At 50.8% G+C, this 21,785-nt stretch carries 17 protein-coding genes; 11 read left to right on the top strand and 6 right to left on the bottom strand.

From position 1 onward, the window contains the following. Window positions 1–88: 88 nt before the first annotated feature. The 7 genes from LX98_RS04015 (at window position 89) to LX98_RS03985 (ending at window position 8,159) form a co-directional block, all read left to right on the top strand. Window positions 89–1,192: an alcohol dehydrogenase catalytic domain-containing protein gene (locus LX98_RS04015; RefSeq protein ID WP_496427667.1), complete on the top strand. Its 1,104-nt coding sequence runs from the start codon at window positions 89–91 to the stop codon at window positions 1,190–1,192. Between the two features lie 12 nt (window positions 1,193–1,204). Continuing rightward, window positions 1,205–1,678, top strand: coding sequence for a YHS domain-containing (seleno)protein (locus LX98_RS04010; protein WP_496427666.1), 474 nt, complete (start codon window positions 1,205–1,207; stop codon window positions 1,676–1,678). Window positions 1,679–1,813: 135 nt separating this feature from the next. After that, complete coding sequence (locus LX98_RS04005; protein ID WP_496427665.1) at window positions 1,814–3,643, top strand: glycoside hydrolase family 15 protein; 1,830 nt, start codon at window positions 1,814–1,816, stop codon at window positions 3,641–3,643. A 93-nt stretch (window positions 3,644–3,736) separates the two neighbouring features. After that, window positions 3,737–4,264 (top strand): hydrogenase maturation protease, encoded by a 528-nt coding sequence (locus LX98_RS04000; RefSeq protein WP_496427664.1) that lies wholly within the window; start codon window positions 3,737–3,739, stop codon window positions 4,262–4,264. 278 nt (window positions 4,265–4,542) lie between these two features. Next, window positions 4,543–5,292, top strand: a complete 750-nt coding sequence (locus LX98_RS03995; protein ID WP_496427663.1) for a sulfite exporter TauE/SafE family protein — start codon at window positions 4,543–4,545, stop codon at window positions 5,290–5,292. Between the two features lie 188 nt (window positions 5,293–5,480). Continuing rightward, complete coding sequence (nikR, locus tag LX98_RS03990; RefSeq protein ID WP_312740652.1) at window positions 5,481–5,897, top strand: nickel-responsive transcriptional regulator NikR; 417 nt, start codon at window positions 5,481–5,483, stop codon at window positions 5,895–5,897. 195 nt (window positions 5,898–6,092) lie between these two features. Next, window positions 6,093–8,159 (top strand): TonB-dependent receptor domain-containing protein, encoded by a 2,067-nt coding sequence (locus LX98_RS03985; RefSeq protein ID WP_496427662.1) that lies wholly within the window; start codon window positions 6,093–6,095, stop codon window positions 8,157–8,159. Between the two features lie 158 nt (window positions 8,160–8,317). On the opposite strand, the gene bfr is transcribed toward LX98_RS03985, so the two are convergent. Both bfr and LX98_RS03975 read right to left on the bottom strand, forming a co-directional pair. Continuing rightward, window positions 8,318–8,791: a bacterioferritin gene (bfr, locus tag LX98_RS03980; RefSeq protein WP_496427661.1), complete on the bottom strand. Its 474-nt coding sequence runs from the start codon at window positions 8,789–8,791 to the stop codon at window positions 8,318–8,320. A gap of 223 nt (window positions 8,792–9,014) precedes the next feature. Continuing rightward, a complete protein-coding gene (locus tag LX98_RS03975) occupies window positions 9,015–9,335 on the bottom strand; it encodes a heavy metal-binding domain-containing protein (RefSeq protein WP_312643349.1) in 321 nt (106 codons plus the stop codon). A gap of 495 nt (window positions 9,336–9,830) precedes the next feature. On the opposite strand from LX98_RS03975, the gene dnaE reads away from it, so the two are divergent. Both dnaE and LX98_RS03965 read left to right on the top strand, forming a co-directional pair. Beyond that, a complete protein-coding gene (gene dnaE / locus LX98_RS03970; RefSeq protein WP_496427660.1) occupies window positions 9,831–13,295 on the top strand; it encodes a DNA polymerase III subunit alpha in 3,465 nt (1,154 codons plus the stop codon). 19 nt (window positions 13,296–13,314) lie between these two features. Continuing rightward, window positions 13,315–14,310, top strand: a complete 996-nt coding sequence (locus tag LX98_RS03965) for an acetyl-CoA carboxylase carboxyltransferase subunit alpha (protein WP_496427659.1) — start codon at window positions 13,315–13,317, stop codon at window positions 14,308–14,310. A 270-nt stretch (window positions 14,311–14,580) separates the two neighbouring features. On the opposite strand, the gene LX98_RS03960 is transcribed toward LX98_RS03965, so the two are convergent. Then, window positions 14,581–14,982, bottom strand: coding sequence for a hypothetical protein (locus LX98_RS03960; protein ID WP_496427658.1), 402 nt, complete (start codon window positions 14,980–14,982; stop codon window positions 14,581–14,583). 41 nt (window positions 14,983–15,023) lie between these two features. Between LX98_RS03960 and LX98_RS03955 the strand changes: the two genes are divergently transcribed. After that, window positions 15,024–15,989 carry a metallophosphoesterase gene (locus tag LX98_RS03955; RefSeq protein WP_496427657.1) on the top strand — a complete coding sequence of 322 codons (966 nt, stop codon included), beginning with the start codon at window positions 15,024–15,026 and terminating at the stop codon, window positions 15,987–15,989. Between the two features lie 290 nt (window positions 15,990–16,279). Next, window positions 16,280–17,698, top strand: a complete 1,419-nt coding sequence (sthA, locus tag LX98_RS03950) for a Si-specific NAD(P)(+) transhydrogenase (RefSeq protein WP_496427656.1) — start codon at window positions 16,280–16,282, stop codon at window positions 17,696–17,698. 30 nt (window positions 17,699–17,728) lie between these two features. Here the strand turns inward: sthA and LX98_RS03945 are convergent, their stop codons facing one another. From LX98_RS03945 to LX98_RS03935, 3 genes are all read right to left on the bottom strand, one after another. Further along, on the bottom strand, window positions 17,729–19,519 hold the full coding sequence (locus LX98_RS03945) for a TIGR03545 family protein (RefSeq protein WP_496427655.1): 1,791 nt from the start codon (window positions 19,517–19,519) through the stop codon (window positions 17,729–17,731). Further along, a complete protein-coding gene (locus LX98_RS03940) occupies window positions 19,519–20,037 on the bottom strand; it encodes a TIGR03546 family protein (RefSeq protein WP_496427654.1) in 519 nt (172 codons plus the stop codon). Before LX98_RS03940 ends, LX98_RS03945 begins: the two co-directional genes overlap by 1 nt. Window positions 20,038–20,138: 101 nt before the next feature. Beyond that, on the bottom strand, window positions 20,139–21,755 hold the full coding sequence (locus LX98_RS03935) for a ferredoxin-like domain-containing protein (protein WP_496427653.1): 1,617 nt from the start codon (window positions 21,753–21,755) through the stop codon (window positions 20,139–20,141). Window positions 21,756–21,785: the final 30 nt, after the last annotated feature.

The following is a 21,785-nucleotide window of genomic DNA, read 5'->3' as shown; positions in this document are numbered from 1 at the left end:
TGGCCCCCATCGGACCATAGGGCATGTTCCCCCGTGCAAGCGCTCGCACTCACCATTCACCTCTTTTCGTTTGTCTTGGAGTGAGATTATGAAAGCCATTGCTGTGCTTCCCGGTACGCCCAACTCAATTCATTTGCGGGATGTCAGGTCCCCACATCTTCGGGATATCCCCAATGACCGTGGTGTGCTGATCCAGGTCCTTCGGGTGGGCGTGGACGGTACCGATAAGGAAATTAATGCTGCCGAGTATGGGCAAGCGCCTCCAGGGGATGATTTCCTTATCACAGGGCATGAATGTTTTGGACAGGTCATGGAAGTGGGAAAGGAGGTCATTGAATTTACGCCGGGCGATTATGTGGTGCCGACCGTGAGACGGCCAGGGCATAGCTTTTATGATCAAATTGGTCAATACGACATGACCACGGATGATGTGTATTTCGAACGCGGGATCAACTTACGCCATGGCTATCTGACCGAGCACATCGTTGAACATCCGGATTATCTGGTGCGAGTCCCCCAGGGCCTCAAGCATGTGGGTGTGCTGTTGGAGCCGACCTCCGTCATTGAAAAGGGCATCATTCAAGCGTATGAAAGCCAGCGCCGACTCAAAATATGGAGGCCACGGAAGGCTGCGGTGTTGGGGGCCGGAACTATCGGCCTCTTGGCCGCCCTGTCCCTGCGCATGCGAGGATTACAGGTGACCAGCATTGGTCGGACTCACCCGCCGTATCGGAACTCGGAACTTTTGGAAGAAATCGGTGTGCGCTATGTTTCCAATCAGGAGATCACGCTTTCTGGCGCGGCGAATCAATTTGGCCCGTTCGATATTATGTTTGAAGCGACCGGCTATGCGCCCATGGTGTTTGAAGCCATGGAACATCTGGGGAAAAACGGGGTCCTGATCTTATCCAGCGTGACAGGCGGCGGACGAAACTTACAGGTTCCCGCTGATATGATTAACCTGGGTTTTGTGTTGGGGAACAAAGTGATGGTCGGAACGGTCAATGCCAACCGGGAATATTTTGAAAGCGGTGTGTATGATCTGGCGCGGGCCGAACTGGAGTATCCTGGCTGGTTAGCCAAACTCCTGACTCATCCCGTTGACGGTTTAACCCGCTATGAGGAAATGATGCGCCTGCTTACTGAGGAAAAAAGCGCCATTAAAGTGTTTGTGAACGTGGCAAACGAATAAGGAGATATATCCATGATGCCTTATCGACGCCGAGTACCGACAAGTCTGAGCCTGATTGCCTTAATAGTGTTGGCTTGGATGACTCCCGGTCGCGCCGGTCAATTCTATGAGCAGAACGGTGTCGCGCTCAAAGGCTACGATCTGGTCGCCTATTTCACTGAACAACACCCCGTCAAAGGCTCTTCCCGATTTTCCGCGGACTATTTGGGCTCGACATTTTATTTTTCGACGATGCACAACCGCGACACATTTACCACACAGCCGGAACGATTTGCGCCTCAATATGCCGGATTCTGCGCCTTTGGAGTGGCGAAAGGGTACAAAGCCGCTATTGACCCTGCATCGTTCACGATTGTCGATGGGAAACTGTACCTGAATTACAGTCCATCCGTGCTTAATAGTTGGCGAAAAGACATACCTGGATACATCAGGCAGGCCAATCACAATTGGCCTGAGGTCTCACGACAACCTAAGGTACATCAATAAATACGCGCATTTGGTACAGGGGGACCTTCGGCTCTTTTTTTTTTCGGACATATCCTGTATTTTTTGATAAGGTAAACGAAAGAGACGTTCAGCAACCCGACTCTTTCGTATCAAGAGATTGACTCGTTTTCAACAATGCCCTATCAGCCCATCGAAAATTACGGCCTGATCGGAAACATGCAGACGACCGCCCTGGTCGGCATGAATGGATCCATCGATTGGTTCTGCTTTCCTTATTTCGACTCTCCCAGTGTGTTCTGCGCGATTCTGGATGATGCCAAGGGTGGCAGGTTTAAAATCGCTCCCGTTCCCGACGGGGTCAAATCCAAACAATATTATTGGCCTGATACCAATGTCCTTGTGACCCGGTTTCATACTCCGGCAGGAGTGGGGCGGGTGATCGATTTTATGCCCGTCGGAGTTCGCACGTCCGACTGCACCCGGGACGGGTTGATCCGCCGCGTGCAAGCCATTAGAAAATCGATGACCTTTCGTCTCGAATGCCGTCCGGCATTCAACTATGGTCGAGATACCCATACACTCACGATCACCAAAGATGGAGCTCGCTTCCAATCCTCCCGCCTGACACTTCGACTTGGATCCACGATTCCACTGATACAGGATGGCGACGGGATCTTCACCGAATTCACCCTTCAAGAAGGGGAGGAAATCGATTTTTGTCTTCAAGAGGTCGAATCCGGCCATACTCAGAGCACCTCCTGTCCAGAAACACAAGCGGAAGAATTATTTAAGCACACGGTCGACTATTGGCGTCGATGGCTGTCGAAATGCACATACACCGGTCGCTGGCGGGAAATGGTCCACCGCTCTGCGCTGGTTCTTAAATTGTTGACGTTCCAGCCAACCGGGGCGATTATCGCCGCTCCAACCTGCAGTCTTCCTGAAGAGATCGGCGGGGTTCGGAATTGGGATTATCGCTATACCTGGATCCGGGACGCCGCCTTCACCTTGTATGGATTATTGCGTATCGGATTTACTGAAGAAGCTTCGGCCTTCATGCAGTGGCTGGAAGCCCGCTGTCATGAATTGAATTCTGACGGATCCTTACAACTTATGTATGGGATTAACGGGCGCCACCAACTCACCGAAGAAACATTGGCGCATCTCGAGGGCTATCGGGGCTCACGACCGGTCCGAGTGGGCAATGGCGCCTACAACCAACTCCAACTCGATATTTACGGGGAATTAATGGACTCCGTGTATCTCTACAATAAATACGGCACTCCGATTTCGTACGATCTGTGGAAACACCTTCGGCGCATGATCAATTGGGTCTGCGACAACTGGCAGCGCACCGACGAGGGCATATGGGAGATGCGCGGGGGCCAGCAACATTTTGTCTATTCCAAATTGATGTGTTGGGTGGCCGTGGACCGTGGGCTGCGCCTGGCCGAAAAACGGTCCTTCCCGGCCGACCGCGAACGTTGGCTGAAGACCCGTGATAAAATCTACGAAGAGATCATGTCCAAGGGATGGGATTCAGAACGACAAGCCTTTGTTCAGCGATATGAGAGCACTTCGTTGGATGCCGCGAATCTGGTGATGCCTCTGGTATTTTTTGTCTCCCCTACCGATCCCCGAATGCTTAAAACCCTGGATGCCATCAACCGGAAGCCGGAACAAGGAGGTCTGGTCTCCAACGGACTGGTCTATCGGTATAATTTATCCGAAATTCAGGACGGACTGGACGGAGAGGAAGGCACGTTCAATCTTTGTACGTTTTGGCTCGTAGAAGCCATGACCCGCGCAGGACAGGCGGATCGCAATCGCTTAGAAGAAGCCCGGCTTGTGTTTGAGCAAATGCTCGGATATGCCAATCACCTGGGGCTTTATGCCGAAGAAACAGGCCATCACGGTGAGGCGCTCGGCAATTTCCCGCAGGCCTTTACGCATCTCGCCCTTATCAGCGCCGCCTTCAATCTGGATCGGGCGTTAGGTAAGTAACCCAGAGCCCCTCACTTTCCGACTCTCCGGACTCTCCCTGTAAAATCCGGATTGCCATTGCCGAACACCTCAACATGCTCCTACACTTCCCGAATGCATGCGATCATTGGATGCGGGAATCTCTATCGAAAGGATGACGGGATAGGAGTCGTTGTGGCTCACCGACTCCAGTCAGATTTTTTCAGACATCCTCAATCCGATCTTCAGATTATTGAGGAAGGCACCAACGGGACCGATGTGCTGCTTCAGGATCAAGGGGCGGCCAATCTGACTATTATCGATGCCTGCCCCAGCGACTCTGAACCGGGCACTATTTTTCACCTCTCCGGCCGGGACTTGACAAAACGGCCTCCACGCAACTTCAATCCGCATAATTTTCGTTGGGATCATGCCGTCCATGCCGGACGGATCATCTTTCAAGATGCGTTTCCTCAAGATATCACCGTCTTCAACATTAAAGTGTTAGATACCACCTTTGGAGCAAATCTGAGCCCGAGTGTCGCCGCTTCGGTTGAAAAGACTTGCGCCATAATCACCTCAGGTATTCACGAATCATCACACACACCTGTGCCGACTCAGCAATCACCAACTCTCAAACCGGTCTTACTCGGCTTGCTGTGAGAAATATGTTATACACTGCCTAGTGTTCTTCATGAGGCTTTTGCAATGTTTGGAACTTTTTCGAGATTTTCGCGTCAGAACCCATTCAATTCTCCAAACCTTTGGCGTCCCATAATGATTGACACGGAACCCATTAAACAATCTCCGCAAAAAGTCTTCCCCCTTGGCCTGTCATTTGACATGGATCATTCTCTACGCTGTATCAACATGGGAAACGCCATGGTTCGCGCCATCAAGCTTTCCGCTCTAACGGGAGAAGCCGTAGCAGTCGAGCACGCATGGATTCACCAACACCGACCGTCTTGCCCGGATCACAAAGGATTATGATGCTCAGTATTCTTGGATTAGGATTTTTAATGGGTATGCGCCATGCTTGTGAAGCCGACCATGCTGCGGCTGTAGCCTCTTTAGCCACCCGAAGTGGATCGATCGCGCAAACCGTCAAACAGGGGATGGTCTGGGGATTGGGGCATACACTGACGTTGTTGATCTTCAGTTCGTTGGTTTTGTTGTTGGGCAGCATCATTCCCGAACGATTCGCTGCAGGTTTGGAACTCATGGTGGGTTTGATGTTGATAGGTCTGGGACTCGACGTGGTCCGACGACTACTAAAAAACCGGATTCATTTTCATGTTCACCAACATCCGGACCGCCCCCCTCACTTTCATGCCCATGCGCATACCGAACCCACACACCCTGACAATACGTCCCATGATCATGCTCATGGTTTTCCCTATCGTGCGTTGCTGATCGGCCTGATGCACGGCATGGCCGGATCAGCCGCGCTGATCCTCTTGACTCTGAACGCCACCCTGTCCATGAGCCAAGCCATCATGTATATCCTTCTTTTCGGGTTAGGATCGATACTCGGCATGGGCCTCCTGTCCGTGATCATGGCTATTCCTTTCTGGTACTCAGCCCGATCCCTGACATGGCTCCATAACGGGCTTCAGGCTGGCGTGGCCGTGATGACCACCATACTGGGGATTGCGATGGCATTTTCCTCAGGCTCCTCACTCTGGCATTAACGAGTCTTATCTCAAGCCTTCACTCACCCCGCCTTCGTCAACGCGAATTCATGCTCTCCTCGGATTTCTAGACCGGCCGGTAGTTATCATGTTCGAACCGGTCTTCTCGTCTAGCCCATCAATTGTCTTTTGACAGAAAAGACCATAGGATAGGAGGCATCCAAAATCTGACTGGAAGGAATAGGACAATGAGCCAATTGGTCCGCTTTGGAGTTTCTCTTGAAGAAACACTCCTTGCCGCTTTTGATCAACACATCAACCGGAAAGGATACCAGAATCGCTCTGAGGCGATTCGAGACCTCATCCGCAATCAGCTTGTGGGGGAAGAATGGGGGGGAAATAAAGAGACTGTCGGCACCATTACCCTTGTGTATGACCATCATCAATCAGATGTGCTGCAACAATTAACTCACCATCAGCACGAATACGGAAAGCAAATCATTTCGAATCTGCATGTGCATTTGGATCACGACCACTGCCTGGAAGTCATTGTGGTCAGAGGGCGAAGTTCAGCCCTTGTTGATTTAGCCAATCTGTTGATTAAAACCAAAGGAGTCAAGCATGGACAACTCACGATGACGACCACGGGAAAAGCCGTGAAATAAGGCTCATTCCTCCTCTCAAGACATTTCTGTCACACCGCATGGCTTCCTCCCCTCCCCATGCCCCTTGCCGCACGACTTTGGATTGACAATATGCGCGGACCTTGCTAAAAGTCGTGCTACTAATTTATTTTTCGTGTTACTAACAGGTTTCTCCTTCGCCTCCACGCTCGTCTCTTCTTTACCAATTCCATGGGTATGCGGCACCTTCACGCGCTGGCGGTATGTTCCCCGGCCTGCGTTCTCTTCTGCCTCTTGTGGGCCGGTTCGGCATCAGGCCATGACCAGGAGGAGGTCACGGTTTTAGAAGAGGTGCAGGTCGTTGGAGAACGCCCTATTGCGGCTTCTTCCAATCGAATCATTCTCAATGAGGATATCCTGCTTCAACCCCAAGGCCGGCCTGCAGATTTATTACGGTTGGCTCCCGGGCTTATTTCCTTGGAACATTCAGGCGGCGCCGGGAAGGCTGATCAGTTTCTTCTGCGCGGCTTTGACGCCGATCATGGTACAGATCTGGCCCTTCACGTGGATGGCATGCCAATCAACATGCGCAGCCATGCGCATGGGCAAGGATACGGGGACTTGAATTTCATTATCCCGGAAACCATTGAGGAAATTACTGTCAAAAAAGGCCCCTACCATGTGGAGTATGGGGACTTTGCCACGGCCGGCGCCGCCAATTATGTCACCCGTGAGTCGGTTCCCCAAACCATGGTCCAATCCGCCGGAGGGAATTTTAATACCCAACGGCATCTGTTCATGACCTCTCCCACTCACGAGAGATTCCGCACCCTTTTTGCGGGAGAATTTTATTACACCGACGGCCCCTATGATTTTGTTAATCGCAATACCCGATACAATGGCCTGGCGAAACTGACATTTGATCCCTCAGCCACATCCCAACTCAGTGTGACGCTTTCCCAATATTATGGACGATGGAACGGGTCAGGCCAGATTCCTTTGCGGGACGTGAGGTCCGGGGGCGTGGACCGCTTTGGTTCCCTTGATCCTTCAGAAGGCGGCAAATCGGTTCGGAGCACCGGTCGATTGGATTATCATTACGATCTACCCGGCGGTGGGACGGTATTCGCCAATTTGTGGGCTCAATATTATTATTTATCCCTGTTTAGCAACTTCACGTTTTTTCTAAATGATCCGGTAAATGGTGACGGCATTGAACAGACCGACCGACGTTGGTTGACCGGAAGCGATGTCGGTTATCGCCAGATTTTTCACCTGCTCAATTATGCGGGCATCATGACGGCCGGACTTCAGACACGCTTTGATCAAATCCAGGTGCGTTTGGGCACGCAACAGAAACGTTCGTCCCTGGCGATCACACAGGAATCAGACATATTCGAGGCCTCCTATTCTCCCTATCTGAAGTTGGACCTTCAAGTCCTTCCCTGGATGCGCTTTGTGGGAGGCGGCCGCGTTGATGTCTTCACGTATAATGTGAAAGATCGTTGCGGGGCAGACTGCTCGGAACGACCAAACGGGACAGCCTCGAATGCCATCGCCAGCGGAAAAGCCAATCTCGTTTTTGGTCCCTGGTATCAGACGGAATTTTTCCTAAATGTTGGAACCGGGTTTCACAGCAACGATGCGCGTGATGCCGTGGAAAATCCGTCGACTAACAGCTTAACTCGAGCTATTGGCTATGAAATCGGTATCAGGAGCCGCCCGTGGAACTGGTCCGAATTTCTAGCCACATTTTGGCTCTTGGATCTCGGATCTGAACTGGTATTCGTGGGGGATGAAGGGACCACGGAACCGCGAGGAAAGACGCGTCGCCTGGGAACAGAATTCAGCTCTCGCATCACCCCGCTGGATTGGCTCACCATTCGAGGAGATATTACGTATACGCATGCGGAGTTCCGGAAAACGGGGGATACCGTCCCTTTGGCCCCGCAGTTCACTGCATTTTCATCAGTCACAGCCCGCCTCCCGATTGGACTATCGGGAACGTTGCAAATGTTGACGGTGGGAAGCCGTGCCGGCACGGAAGATGACAGCGTGAAACTGGAACCATTTACGATTTTCGATCTGGTTCTTCGCTACAAAATCCCTCTTGCGCCACCAACCGGACGCCTGGAGGCATTTTTTAGCATCCGCAATTTGACCGATACCGATTGGCGTCAGGCCCAGTTTTATTATGAGTCCCGTCTTCCCGGAGAACCCGCCGGAGGTATTGCGGATATTCACTTTGTCCCCGGCACTCCACGGATGTTCATGGGTGGGCTGACGTGGTTCTGGTCGACATAACAGACAGGAAAACGACCGCATTCACAAGGCCTGCATCAGACAGCCCAGAGCAGACTTCTCCACTATAAACCCCGTCATCAATGATCCCATGAAAAAGGGCTTTCCAGGAATTATCGGCAATCCCGGAAAGCCCTGTTTATCTGGAGAAATAGAAACGCTTATTTTTCGTGCATGTGTTGAGCCAGATAATTCTCTACTCCCACCTGCTTAATGGTTTCCATTTGCGTTTCGATCCAATCGATATGCTCCTCTTCACTCTTGACAATACCTTCTAATTTGTGTCGGGTGGTGTAATCACCGACGCTGGCACAATGGGTAATCGCCTCGGTGAGAAGGACCACCGCTTCGTGTTCAAGAGCCAAATCTGATTTAAATTGCTCAGGAACCGTTTCTCCAATTTTCAGCGTACCCAATTTCTGCAGATTGGGAACACCGTCCAAATACAGGATATGCTCAATCAGTTCTTCTGCATGCTTCATTTCATCAATCGAATGTTTCCTAATTTCATTATGCAATTGTTCATATCCCCAATGTCCACACATTTCGCCATGCAGAAAATATTGATTAATCGCAGTGAGTTCATTCGTCAAAATTTTATTGAGAAAATCGATCACACCCTTTTTTGCCTTCATGGAAGTTCTCCTTTTTTAAAAATTGTCTCAGACGTGAGAAATTGCTTGTTCTGCTTCAATTACTTTGATTATTTTATCGGTCCGGCTTCGGCCTGGTCAATGTTTTTATTTAGGGAAAATTAATTAATATTGAATTCCTTTCTCAACCTCGTTGATCTACATTTTCAAGTTCAATTATTCCCGAGCATGGAGAATATACAGTTCCTCTTCCGTCACCCATCACTTATTCGACCCTCACGGCAGTTCCGCTTACACTCACCATGAGCATGCTTCCGGTTTCTCCCATCACTTCGTAATCCAAATCAATTCCAACAATGGCATTGGCTCCCACCCTTAAGGCTTCTTCCTGAATTTCCTGAAAGGCGATTTCACGCGCGCGTCGCAATTCCTTTTCGTAGGCCCCTGATCGGCCCCCAACAATATCACGAATATTGGCAAAAAAGTCCCTAAAAAAATTCGTGCCCAAAATTGCTTCGCCTGCCACTACACCTAAATATTCTTTAATCCGATGGCCTTCAACATTGGGCGTAGTTGTCAGAATCATGTCCTCTCCCTCCTTTACCTGATTAGCAATGCTTCAAATACTCTATCGATTGATGTCCATGATATTTAACGTGGGTGTTCCCATCGTAATTTTTCCACAAACAATTCGTACATGTCAGTTATGGGAGCGTGACAAAGAGTCGCGAATCAATACAGGAAGAAAAATTTCATCTCTGAAATCCGGATCTTTTCCTGAACATCTTTGTGACCCAACCCGTGGTAGGAGTTTCATCCGTCACTACTATGCCCATCAAATAAGCAATCTGCTTAACGCATTCTCTCCCTTGGCTTTCCATCGGATCCTAACGCTTTATCCACAAACTTGTGCCCATTTTTTCTGGATTACTTTTATTTCAAATCTCCTTATGATTTGTCCAATATATTCTTGCAATTTATGAAAAATTCAGAAACCGTACCCCGCCTGGTTTTTCACATTGTGATTTCATTTGACTTCATTCGAGGTGCTCATTAGAATTTTTACGGAAGGACCATATGAGTGCCAGCACAATTCGTTCATCTTCATCTTCACACACAGTATAGTCTCCTCGACGGGGCCAACCAACTGACACCCCTGTTTCAACAGGTGAAGAATTTTGGTATGCCCGCCGTCGCCATGACTGACCATGGCAATCTTTTTGGCGCCATTGACTTTTATCAAAAAGCCAAAGCTCATGATGTCAAGCCGATTATCGGGTGTGAAGCCTATATGGCTCCAGGCCACCGCACGCAGCGTGCAGGACACCTTGCGCATAACGAATATTTTCATCTGATTCTTCTTGCCACGAATCAAGTCGGCTATCACAACCTCATTAAACTCTCCAGCAAGGCCTATCTTGAAGGCTTTTATTACAAGCCTCGCATGGACAAGGAATTATTACAGGAACATCAGGAAGGTCTCATCGCCCTGTCAGGCTGTTTGAGCGGAGAGGTGCCACAGCTCATTAACCAACAGGATATGGCGGGGGCGCTCCGGGTGGCAGATGAGTACCGGTCAATCTTTGGAAAGGACCGCTATTACCTGGAAGTCCAGGCTAACGGCTTGGACCATCAACTTATTGCAAATCGAGGGTTACTGGAGATTCATGAAAAGCTGGGCATTCCGCTGGTCGGCACCAACGATTGCCATTATCTCAATAAACGGGATGCGCGTCCGCATGAAATCATGTTGTGTCTTCAAACGGGAAAAACGCTCAAAGATCCCAACCGGATGAAGTTTGATACCGATCAGTTATATGTGAAATCCACTGAGGAAATGATCGCGGAATTTGCCGAATTTAACCGGGCGGTCTTGAATACCACCCAGGTGGCCGAACAGTGCGATCTTCAATTGGAGTTCGGAACCTCCTATTTGCCGGACTATCATGTTCCTGAAGGCCAGACTCATAACTCCTACCTTCAGCACCTTGCGGAAGAAGGTCTTCGAAGCCGGTTACGAGAACGCCCAACGGGCATTCCATCCGAGGCCTACCAACAGCGACTCCACACCGAACTGGGTGTCCTGAACGCCATGGGGTATGCCGGTTATTTTTTGGTTGTGTGGGATATCATCAATTTTGCCAGATCCCGCAACATTCCGGTCGGCCCTGGGCGAGGATCGGCCGCCGGAAGCCTTGTGGCTTACGCCCTGAGAATTACGGACCTGGATCCCCTCACCTACAACCTGCTTTTTGAACGCTTTCTCAACCCCGAACGTGTCACCATGCCGGATATCGACATGGACTTTTGCATGGACCGCCGTGGCGAAGTGATCAACTATGTCATTGAGAAATACGGAGAGGCGCATGTATGCCAGATCATTACCTTTGGCACACTCGGTGCCAAAGCCGCCATCCGGGATGTGGGGAGAGTGATGGACTTTCCCTATGCCGAAGTTGACCGTGTCGCGAAGTTGGTACCCACCCAACTCAACATCACCCTCCAGGATGCCCTGAAACAGGAATCACGCCTGCAGGAACTTGTCGATCAAGATGCCAACATGAAGGAACTCATGGACACGGCCATGGCCCTGGAAGGCCTGGCGCGACATGCCTCGACTCATGCGGCGGGAGTGGTCATTTCGCAAAAACCCCTCATGGATCATGTGCCTCTCTACAAAACAAGCAACGACGAAATCGTGACCCAATACACGATGACCGATCTGGAAAAAGTCGGTTTGGTGAAATTCGATTTTCTGGGGCTCAAAACTTTGACGATGATTCATGACGCAGTTCGGATGGTCAATGCTCAACATCCTGATGAGCCGCCATTGGACATCAACAATCTGCCCTTGAATGATCTCCAGACGTTTGAGCTGCTCAGCTCTGGAAAAACTTCAGGAATTTTCCAACTGGAAAGTTCCGGCATGCGAAACCTGTTGGTTAAAATCAAGCCGGAAACCTTTGAAGATTTGATCGCCATCCTCGCGCTCTATCGTCCCGGCCCCTTAGAAAGCGGCATGGTGGACGATTTCATTAAGCGAAAACGCGACGCCTCCCAAATTGTCTATGACCCTCCGCAATTGGAACCCATTCTCAAAGAAACCTATGGAGTAATCGTCTATCAGGAACAGGTCATGGCCGTCGCCAACCAGTTGGCAGGGTTTTCATTGGGGCAAGCGGACTTACTCCGCCGTGCGATGGGCAAGAAAAAACATGAGGAAATGGCCAAACAAAAGGAATTGTTTGTCTCGGGCGCCAAAGGGAAGGGAATTCCGGAAAAACTCTCCGAAAAATTATTTGACCAAATGGCCTTTTTCGCAGGCTACGGATTTAATAAGTCTCACTCCGCTGCCTATGCGGTCGTGACATACCAAACGGCTTACCTGAAAGCCCATTTCCCCACGGAATTTATGGCCGCCCTGCTGACATCTGAAATGGGAAATACCGACAAAATGGTTGGCTATTTTACCGAATGCCGTGAATTGGGGGTACACATTCTGCCCCCAGATGCCAACCAGAGCTTAAAAAACTTCAGTGTCGTGCCTGAGGGTATCCGGTTTGGGTTGGTGGCGATCAAGAACGTCGGCGGAAACGCCGTGGACGTGATTTTAGAATCACGAGACAAGGAAGGCCCGTTTTCCTCCTTTATTGATTTTTGTTGCCGCATTGATTCGCAAAAGGTCAACAAACGGGTGCTGGAAGGACTCATCAAGGTCGGAGCCTTTGATTCCATGGGTTTCACGCGCGCCAGCATGTTTAAGGTCCTGGATGAAGCCTTGGACCATGCCTCGACGATCCAACGCAACAAACGGGAAGGGCAAACCAGTCTGTTTGAAATACTGGCCCCGGAGCCGGCAGCCCCCAAGCAGGAAGCTTTTGGTTTTGTCATTCCACAGATTCCCGAGTGGTCTCAGAATGACTTACTCAAATATGAACGAGAGCTGACCGGCTTTTATATCACCGCGCATCCTCTCAACCGCCACAGCGTTGGGATCACTCATTTTTCTACCTGCTCCACCCAGACCATTCGCGACGTCGGCGACGGTCGAGAGGTCAAAGTCTGCGGGGTCATTTCCAGCCTTAAAATTACGACAACCAAAAAAGGGCACAGGATGGCCTATGCCCAATTGGAAGACTTGCACGGAACCGTTGAAGCGATCATTTTCCCTGAGACCTATAAGCAACACGAGGAATTATTGGGGCCGGAATCGGTGGTTCGGATTACCGGAACCGTGGATCTGATGGATAATGGCGCCCGTATCAAAGCCACCAAAGTCGAGTCGCTCTCTCAATTAGAAAATGAAACGGTGAAGCATGTGACCCTCAAAGTCCACGAACAGGACGTTTCCCCCCACAATCTGCTAGACTTAAAGGATATATTCGAACGTCACCGCGGTCCGACTCCTATTTCGTTGGCGTTTCACTTGCATCCGAATCTGAAGGCCAGCATGTCAGGTTTATCGGACATCGGCATCTCTCCGTCCCCGGAGTTTTTAGAAGAAGTGGAACATCTCCTCGGCACATCCACGGTCACCTTCCAATAATTTCCCTCTACCAAGGAGCTTGTCCGTGCGTGAATACCTGGACTTTGAAAAACCCCTGAAGGAACTTGAAGAACGCATCGCCAAGTTAGTGAAATCCAAATCCAAAAAGGTCTCGGTTCAGGAGGCCATCATCAAATCGACCGAACAACTGGCAAACCTTGAACGTGAGATCTATGCCAATCTTTCCGCATGGCAACATAGCCAAATCGCCAGGCACCCCCAGCGCCCTTCGATTTCTGATTACCTGGAGCACATGACGATTGGTTTTATGGAACTCCACGGTGATCGCCTGTTCGGCGACGATCGGGCGATCATTGGAGGGTTTGCCACATGGAAGGGTCGCTCCATCATGGCCATCGGTCATGAAAAAGGAAAGACCTTAAAAGAACGCATGCGCCGAAATTTTGGTATGGCCAAACCAGAGGGCTATCGAAAAGCCCTGCGTCTTATGAAATTAGCGGAACGCTTCAATCGACCAATCATAACCTTTATCGATACTCCAGGAGCATACCCCGGCGTCGATGCGGAGCAGCGCGGCCAAGCCGAGGCCATTGCCAGAAATTTACTTGAAATGTCCAGATTGCAAGTGCCGATTCTTGCCGTGGTCACAGGAGAAGGCGGCAGTGGTGGCGCGTTGGCCTTAGGTGTAGCAGATCGGGTTCTGATGCTCGAACATGCCATTTATTCTGTCATTTCCCCAGAAGGCTGCGCCGCCATTTTGTGGGGAGACGCCACAAAATCCTCCGATGCCGCAACGGCCTTACGAATGACAGGACCGGAGTTACTCAAACTTAATGTCATCGAAGAGGTTATACCTGAACCCATGGGAGGAGCCCATCGCGATCCGAAACTCATGGCCGACCGGGTCTCCCAGGCACTCGACACCCATTTCCTGCAGTTACAGAAATTGTCGCCCGCCGCACTCCGAAAACAGCGAGAGACTAAATTCCGGAGTCTGGGTACCTATGGTTCTTCTCAGACCACACCTAAACAGGTGAAAATGGTCAACTCATGACCTGCAAAAAGTCCGTAAACGGGTTTTCGCGACCAAGACACACAGGATAATTTTCTTTTGAGTTGTTTGCCCCTTCTTCAGCCGGTTGTTCATTCCCCCCCATTAGGTATCACGAGGTCCACCTTTCGCAGTTCCATTAATTTTGTTCCTCAGGCAACTGCCATTATTTATTGCGCCCCAGGGCCCAAAGGATGATTTTTCGCTGAGCAGAAAGGATCTCCATCCATCAAAGCGGAGAACCGGCCAATCTTCGCTTGTAAGGATAGAGAATTAGTTTGAAGATGCTGGAGGATTCAAATTGTCCGGAGGAGGTTCCCACTGTTCTAACCGCTCGACCAAAGGACGGGCTTCCGGAGTCGATTCGCGAGTCGGTTCACTTGGTGGATGATCCCAGGTCAATTCAACAAAACCATGCTCCTCGAAGGTCTGGCGGATCACATGGACCAATGCCTCCAGAGTGATTTCATCACTAAGAGTCAAATCCAGGACCCGCTCTTGCGTCTTCACAGGCGGAGGGCTTTCATGCATTAATGCCCAACACCGATTGAAGACCGTCTCTCTCACAGAATATGGGGCATTCATCGTTTCGAGATCTGACGTACATAATGCCAATACCATGAGGACAAATTGGATATCGGGCAACTCAGGATTAATGAGATCTAATCGTTGCATAATAACCATGCTACCTCTGATCCCACTTGGCTGACAAGCACATGACCCACCACCACGACCAGGAAGCCTTTGCCAAATTAGTGGACCGTATCGGGCCTGATCATGCAGGCCAGCGCATGGAAATGCAGGCCCACTATTCGGCCCTCCTGTTAAAAGGTTATCACCTCCACATTCACATGGAGGAATTTCCAGCCATTGCCTGGCTCATCAAAACACTCTTAAAATCGACGGGCCTTTGGCCGCTGGCCGTCAAGAATACCTCCCAATATCGAATTGTCGAGCACATCGTCCCGATTCCTCATCTGCCCGAATCCTTTGATGGATTTCGAATTCTGCATTTGTCAGATCTTCACATCGAAGGGATGATCGATAAAGGCCAGGCGCTTCAAACAGCTCTGTCTACCTTGCGATACGACCTGTGCGTCATGACCGGCGATTTTCGCTTTCTCACGTATGGCCATTATGACAAAACACTGACACTTATGGAGTCATTGGTCAGCACGATCCAGGCTCCCTATGGCGTCACGGGCATATTAGGGAATCACGACTGGCTGGAAATGGTGCCCGGACTTGAGCGGTGCGGTATCCGCATGCTACTCAATGAAGCGCAATCCCTGGAAAAGGGATCGGATGCGATTTGGCTCCTCGGATTAGATGATGTCCATTATTACGAAACGGGCGACCTGGATAAAGCCATACGCCTCGCGCCCACCGACGCCGTCCGAATTCTCTTAGTGCATTCCCCGGAGATTATTCCTGAGGCCTCGACTGCCGGAATGGATCTGTACCTCTGCGGCCACTCACACGGAGGACAAATCTGCCTTCCAGGAAGCAAACCCATCATTACCCATTGCCGCTGCCCCAGGGCCTACAAGGCAGGCCCATGGGAATATCAATCCATGCGCGGGTACACCTCTCGAGGAGTCGGCACCTCCCTGTTTCCCATCCGGCTGTTCTGCTTTCCGGAAATTATCATCCATACGCTCACACGAGCCCCTAAACCTTGAGCGTCGCCTGTCCCCAACTTACACGAAAACTCCTCGACATGGCGGAAAGAGTCAGTACAGATCAACATGGACAGCCCATACACTCTCCAAAGATTATTTCCCCTTTAAAATCAGATTCCCGCCGACCATCAATGCATATACGTGCAGACAGACTCATCACACAGTCTTATTAGCTCCAGCAGCAATCATGCGGCCTCAGATTCCAGATACGCTTGACCTGTACTTCTCTCTTTTGCCACGCTATGCTCTGAGCGATCATCTGTTGTGGCATCTTCCTTCGTTCTTTCATCATGAGTCCCCAAATCACGACACCCTCACCATTTCAATACGACCTGATTTGTATCGGTAGCGGACCGGCTGGACAACGGGCAGCCATTCAAGCAGCCAAAGTAGGAAAACGCGTGGCGGTTATTGAAAAGAAGCGTGCCGTCGGCGGTTCCTGTTTAGAGACCGGAACCATTCCCAGTAAAACCTTTCGGGAAGCCGTCTTGTCCTTTACCGGACCCCAACAACATTGGGGTCGTATACCGGAAACCGCGAAAACACGACCCACGGCCGAGCAACTGACCACTCGCGTGGCAGAAGTCATTCGCATCGAAGGTGAGGTGATCAACGATCAATTACGAAGAAACGATGTGGAATTCTTACAAGGAGAAGCCTCCTTTGTGGATCCCCACACCCTGTTGGTTCACACCGACCAACATTCACAAACCATGTCGAGCGCCCACATTCTGATTGCCGTGGGAACCATGCCAACGCCTCCACCCAACATTGCCGTTGACGGCCAATATATCCTCGATAGTGATAGCATCATTCATCTGGAACAGCTTCCACGCACCATGACCGTGGTTGGAGCCGGAATCATCGGCATTGAATATGCCTCAATGTTAGGCGCACTTGGCGTCGAAGTCACCCTTGTGGATTCCCGAATCCGACCGTTGGAATTTCTGGATGGGGAAATTGTCGATGAACTCATTTATCAGATGCGAAACCACCAGGTTACTTTTCGCCTGGGTGAAACTGTCGAAAAATTAGAAATCGCAAGGACACCATCCTCAAAAGTCGTGATTCATTTGGCCTCCGGGAAACGACTGGTCTCGGGCCTGGTCCTCTATTCCGTCGGACGAACGGGAGCCACATCGGCACTCCAACTTGAGAGGGCCGGATTGACCGTGGATGCCCGTGGCCGTCTGCAAGTCGATTCGCAATATCGCACGTCTGTCCCGCATATTCTGGCCGCGGGCGATGTCATCGGCTTTCCAAGCCTGGCGGCCACATCTTCCGAGCAAGGCCGTTTAGCGGCTTGCTATGCCTTCAATATGGAAGTCACACCGATGAGGAGCCTGTTTCCTGTTGGTATTTATGCCATTCCGGAAATTTCTATGGTGGGAGCCACAGAGGAGCAACTGACGCTCGAAAAAGTCCCGTATGAGGTGGGAGTCGCCCGTTACCGCGAGATCGCAAGGGGCACCATCATGGGAGATCCAAACGGCATGTTGAAATTGTTATTTCATCGAAAGGATCACCGGCTATTGGGTGTGCATGTGATCGGAACTGGAGCTACCGAGCTGATTCATATCGGACAGGCCATCATGCATACCGAACGAGGACTCGAATACTTCCTCACGACAGTCTTCAATTATCCGACGCTAGCGGAATGCTACAAAGTTGCAGCCTTGGACGCTTACAACAAGCTTTGTGAAATATAATACACATTTGAGGTCACAGTTCAATCACAGTTAAAACGGAAGTTTGAATCCGCCGGGAAGATCCTTTAGACCTTTCTTAGGAAGACTTTTTTCAAGAAGTCCGTTGAGCACTTCATTATGCTGCGTGACCCGCTCCGTCAACTCACCGGCAATTCGTTCAAACCCGGATAAATCATTCTTGAGTTGTTGCATCGGTTCTGCAATCTTTGCCGAGATGGCCGTCTGAAGCTCAGAACCAAACTTCGCAGCCAATTCATTCACCATCTTGCCAGCCGCATCCCGAAGAATTCGATCCAGGTCGGAGGAGATCGTGACATCAGGTTGCTCCAATGTCCCCGTCACATCGGCCTGAATAGACAATTGGGAAATACCAGTCACGGCAGAGCTGAGCGCTTTGGTCAAAGGATTGGGATCATCCTCCCTTCCTGCGGACAGGTGAAGGCCACGAAGATTCCCGGCGCCATGAACGGTCAAGGCCCTGCCCTTGAGTTCCGTGTTCACATTGATGTCGCTCATCCCGCTCGTCAGGGTAACCGGCCATTTGGCATCTTTGGACAATGCGAGATTGGTGAGTTCATACCCTTTCGCCTGCACCGTAAACTGATCCTTGGAATCGGCGGGCTCCACGTGGTTGAGAGCCCCTTCCAATGCAACAGACTGGACCCCTTTTAACCGGTCCCCGGAAAAGGCGAATGTCGTGGGTTGCCCCAACGTCGGTTGATCGGTGGTGATATTGTGAACAGTCCCTGCCAACTCCCCTAAGTCTAAATCGATTGATACCTTCGTCAAACGAATCAGAAAGTCCGGGAGCGGATGCGCTTCCTTGAAATGCACATCCAAGCCCTTCCCCCGCAAAGGCTTGTGCACCTGAGGACCGTCCTCCCCATCCACTGTCCTTGCTCCTTCCAGAAGCGGCTTCGCTCGCCCATACCAAAACGCCCCCTGGTGAACCCACGATCCAATCTGAGGCCCTAATAACGTTTGGCTCATATTGGCCAATCCTTGCGGAGACAAATTATATTTAGCCTTAAGGTGTTGAATATCCCGTTGTGGTGCGGTTTGAATCTGCTTCAACCGGGTACGTAACAACGCCACAGTATTTTCAAATTCCTTTTTGGCGCCTGTGAGAGATTCAATTTCCTGTTCAATATCCTGCTTCAACGCTTGCACTTCGCCAACTCCTCCCAGCAAGCCCTCCAATCCCCCCTTCCCCGCTTTTTTTAAATTTTTTACGCGTTCTTCATATTGGGCGAGCTGAGCTTTTCCCGGTAATTTCTTGAGTCGTGATTCCCACGCCTCTTGTTCCCGCTGCAGATCCAACTTCAGCGCTTCAATCAACCGGATGGTTTCCAGATCTTCTTTCTCTAAAATATTTTTCACGTCAGGCACTTCTAAAGCCGGAAGAGCAAGAGAAAACATTCCGGACTCTTCTTCAGGAGACACATCTGAGAGGGGCTGAACGGCGCCGGAAGTGGTTCTGGGAGTATCCAATCGAACACCTTCCACAGTCATTTCCTCAACAATGACTTTTCTCCGAAGCAGGTTCAGTCCGTCTAGACTCATCGTCACCCTGGCCACTTCCACCGCATTCGTCATGGGCAACTTGGGATTGGCCACTTGCAGTCCCGTCAAGGAAAGTCCTGCCGGAAACAGGCTGAGATCGGCCGCATCTACCTCCACCTTGGCTCCCATTGCTTTGGTCCCCGCACTTTCAATTGCTCCTTTCACCCACTCATCCACAAAAAATATCCACACACAACCCACAATGGCCCCAAACACCACAAATGCCCCAAGCCCCCACCACCGAATCCATTTCGTCATCAGCCCGGCCTCCAGGACGAAAGGGTTTCATAGGTCCGATACAACTTGCTGGCTTTAAACATTTGCATAATCCTGCTTTTTTGGACCCAAACCATGACATGTTGGCGATAGCGCCGAATCAGGAGGTTCGAAAGCAGAAGAACAGGGACAAACAAAGCCACGGAAAACACCAGGCTGCCCATCACAATAGAATTATTGAAATGCTCCAGTCGCCACCACACCGATTGATAGAGTGAGGTCCAAAGATCTGCGAGGGACGGGGCGGTCAGAACGGCCAGCCCGAGCAGGTGAAAAAGTGAATCAAGCAGATAGGCAATCCCTGTAAATAGCGCCAGCCCCAACAGGAAAGCCGATAAATTCACACGCAGAACAAATACCAGCAGGACCACAAAGAGATTGTGCAAGCTCACAAGTGGGGTAAGCCCTACGATCATCGCAAAACACAATCCCAAAGAAATTTGCCCTGGATCGGTTTCTGAATTTAGAACGCGGAGAAGTTTGGCAAGGAGCTTAATCATGTCCTTTAAAAGGCATTTAATATGGACATAATATCAGAATAGCTTTGAAACCGTGCTACGTCTACCTAATAGATGGCAGAAATTTCCAAACAGGTTGGAGCTTAATTCATACTTGGTGAGGTCAGTAACGTAGCCGCGGTTTCGTTCCTTCCGCTTGTGGTCTTTTCCGGATCAATGGCCCGCCGAGATGCGCTGCGCTTACTTATGGTTTTTGCCTTTGTCCGATGCATTTTCTCGCGCGAGTGGTACGGAAGAATTCCGCTTAAGACCTCCGCCAGGGTATCGCACGGGACATCCTCCAATAACTTGATGGCAGGCTTGGGATCGGGGCCGGAACGGCCACCGACAAAAATATCCACGGCTTCGACCACCTGACCTTTGACTTTAATCTTTTTCCCTAACAGACCGACATCGGCGACGAGATGATTGCCGCAGCCTGCCGGACATCCCGACCAGTGCATGGTGATGGGCTTCATCTCCGTGCCGATCATTGTTTCAATTCGTTTGGCGGTTTCCACGGCGCGACTTTTAGATTCGATCACGGCGAGATTACAGTAGTCGCTCCCCACGCAACTGACCAGGCCCTTTTGTACCGGGGTGGGATTGTAAACAAAGCGTTGTAACAAAGGCTCCTCCGTCAAATCTCCCAACACGCGGTCCGAAACATTGGGCATGATGACCGCTTGATTGGCTGCCAGGCGGAGTTCTCCCGTGCCGTAGATGTCGGCCAGACCGGCTATTCCGTGTAAATCATCCGCCTGAATACGGCCGACGGGAATTTTGAGACCCACATAGTTCAAGCCTGACTGCTTTTGCCGATAGACACCCATATGATCGTTGACTGACGACTTCCGTACATCGGTCCCCGCTCGTGACAACTCCCATCCCACTTCCCGCTGAACTTCCATCCGAAACCGTTCTTCGCCCCAGTCATCCAACAAAAAAGCCAGTCTGGCAGTGGTGCGGGAGTCCCGGCATCCATGATTTCGAAAGACGCGAAGGATGGCTCCGGTCACCGCCACGACTTCCCGGGGAGTCACGAACACGTCGAGTGGGGTGGCAATGCGGTACCCGCCGGATCCAAGTTTGCCTCCGGCCAACAAGTTAAATCCGGTGATCGCGCTGCCCTCCCCCTCGACCGTCGCGGGCACCAGAGCCAGATCTTGTGTTTCAAGATGTAAGCAATTGTCGAGGCAGCCGGTAATCGCCATGTTAAATTTTCGGGGAAGATTTGAATAGGCCCGATGCCCTACCAGTTCTTCCGTAAGCCGATTCACCAGATCCGTGGCGTCCAGTTGTTCCTGCGCCGTCAACCCGGCCACGGGACACGTCATGATGTTGCGGACGTTATCCATGCCGGTTTGCAAGGAGCACAAGCCCGCCGCTTCCATTTGACGAAACACTTCCGGTACATGCTCAATCTTCATATGCCGTAACTGAAACTGCTGCCGGGTTGTCAGATCCAGCACGCCATTTCCAAACGTGGTTGCGAGGTGCGCCAATGTGCGCATCTGGACAGAAGTGGTTCTTCCTCCTGGAATCCGCACGCGAATCATGAAGTATCCCGGTGTGGGATTTCGCAAAAATAATCCATACCATTTCAACCGTTGAATATCTTCATCCGGAATCGCCTCCCACCCTAATTCCGCATATCGGGCAATATCCTCTTTGATGTCCAAGCCGTCTTTTTCCCCCTTGAGCACTTCAATCTTATTCATCAGAATCCCTTCCCGTTCCTTTCTCGATTC

The organism is Nitrospira marina, from assembly GCF_059568365.1.
The sequence above is the reverse complement of the archived record's forward strand: the minus strand, read 5'-3'. Positions and strand labels throughout refer to the sequence as shown.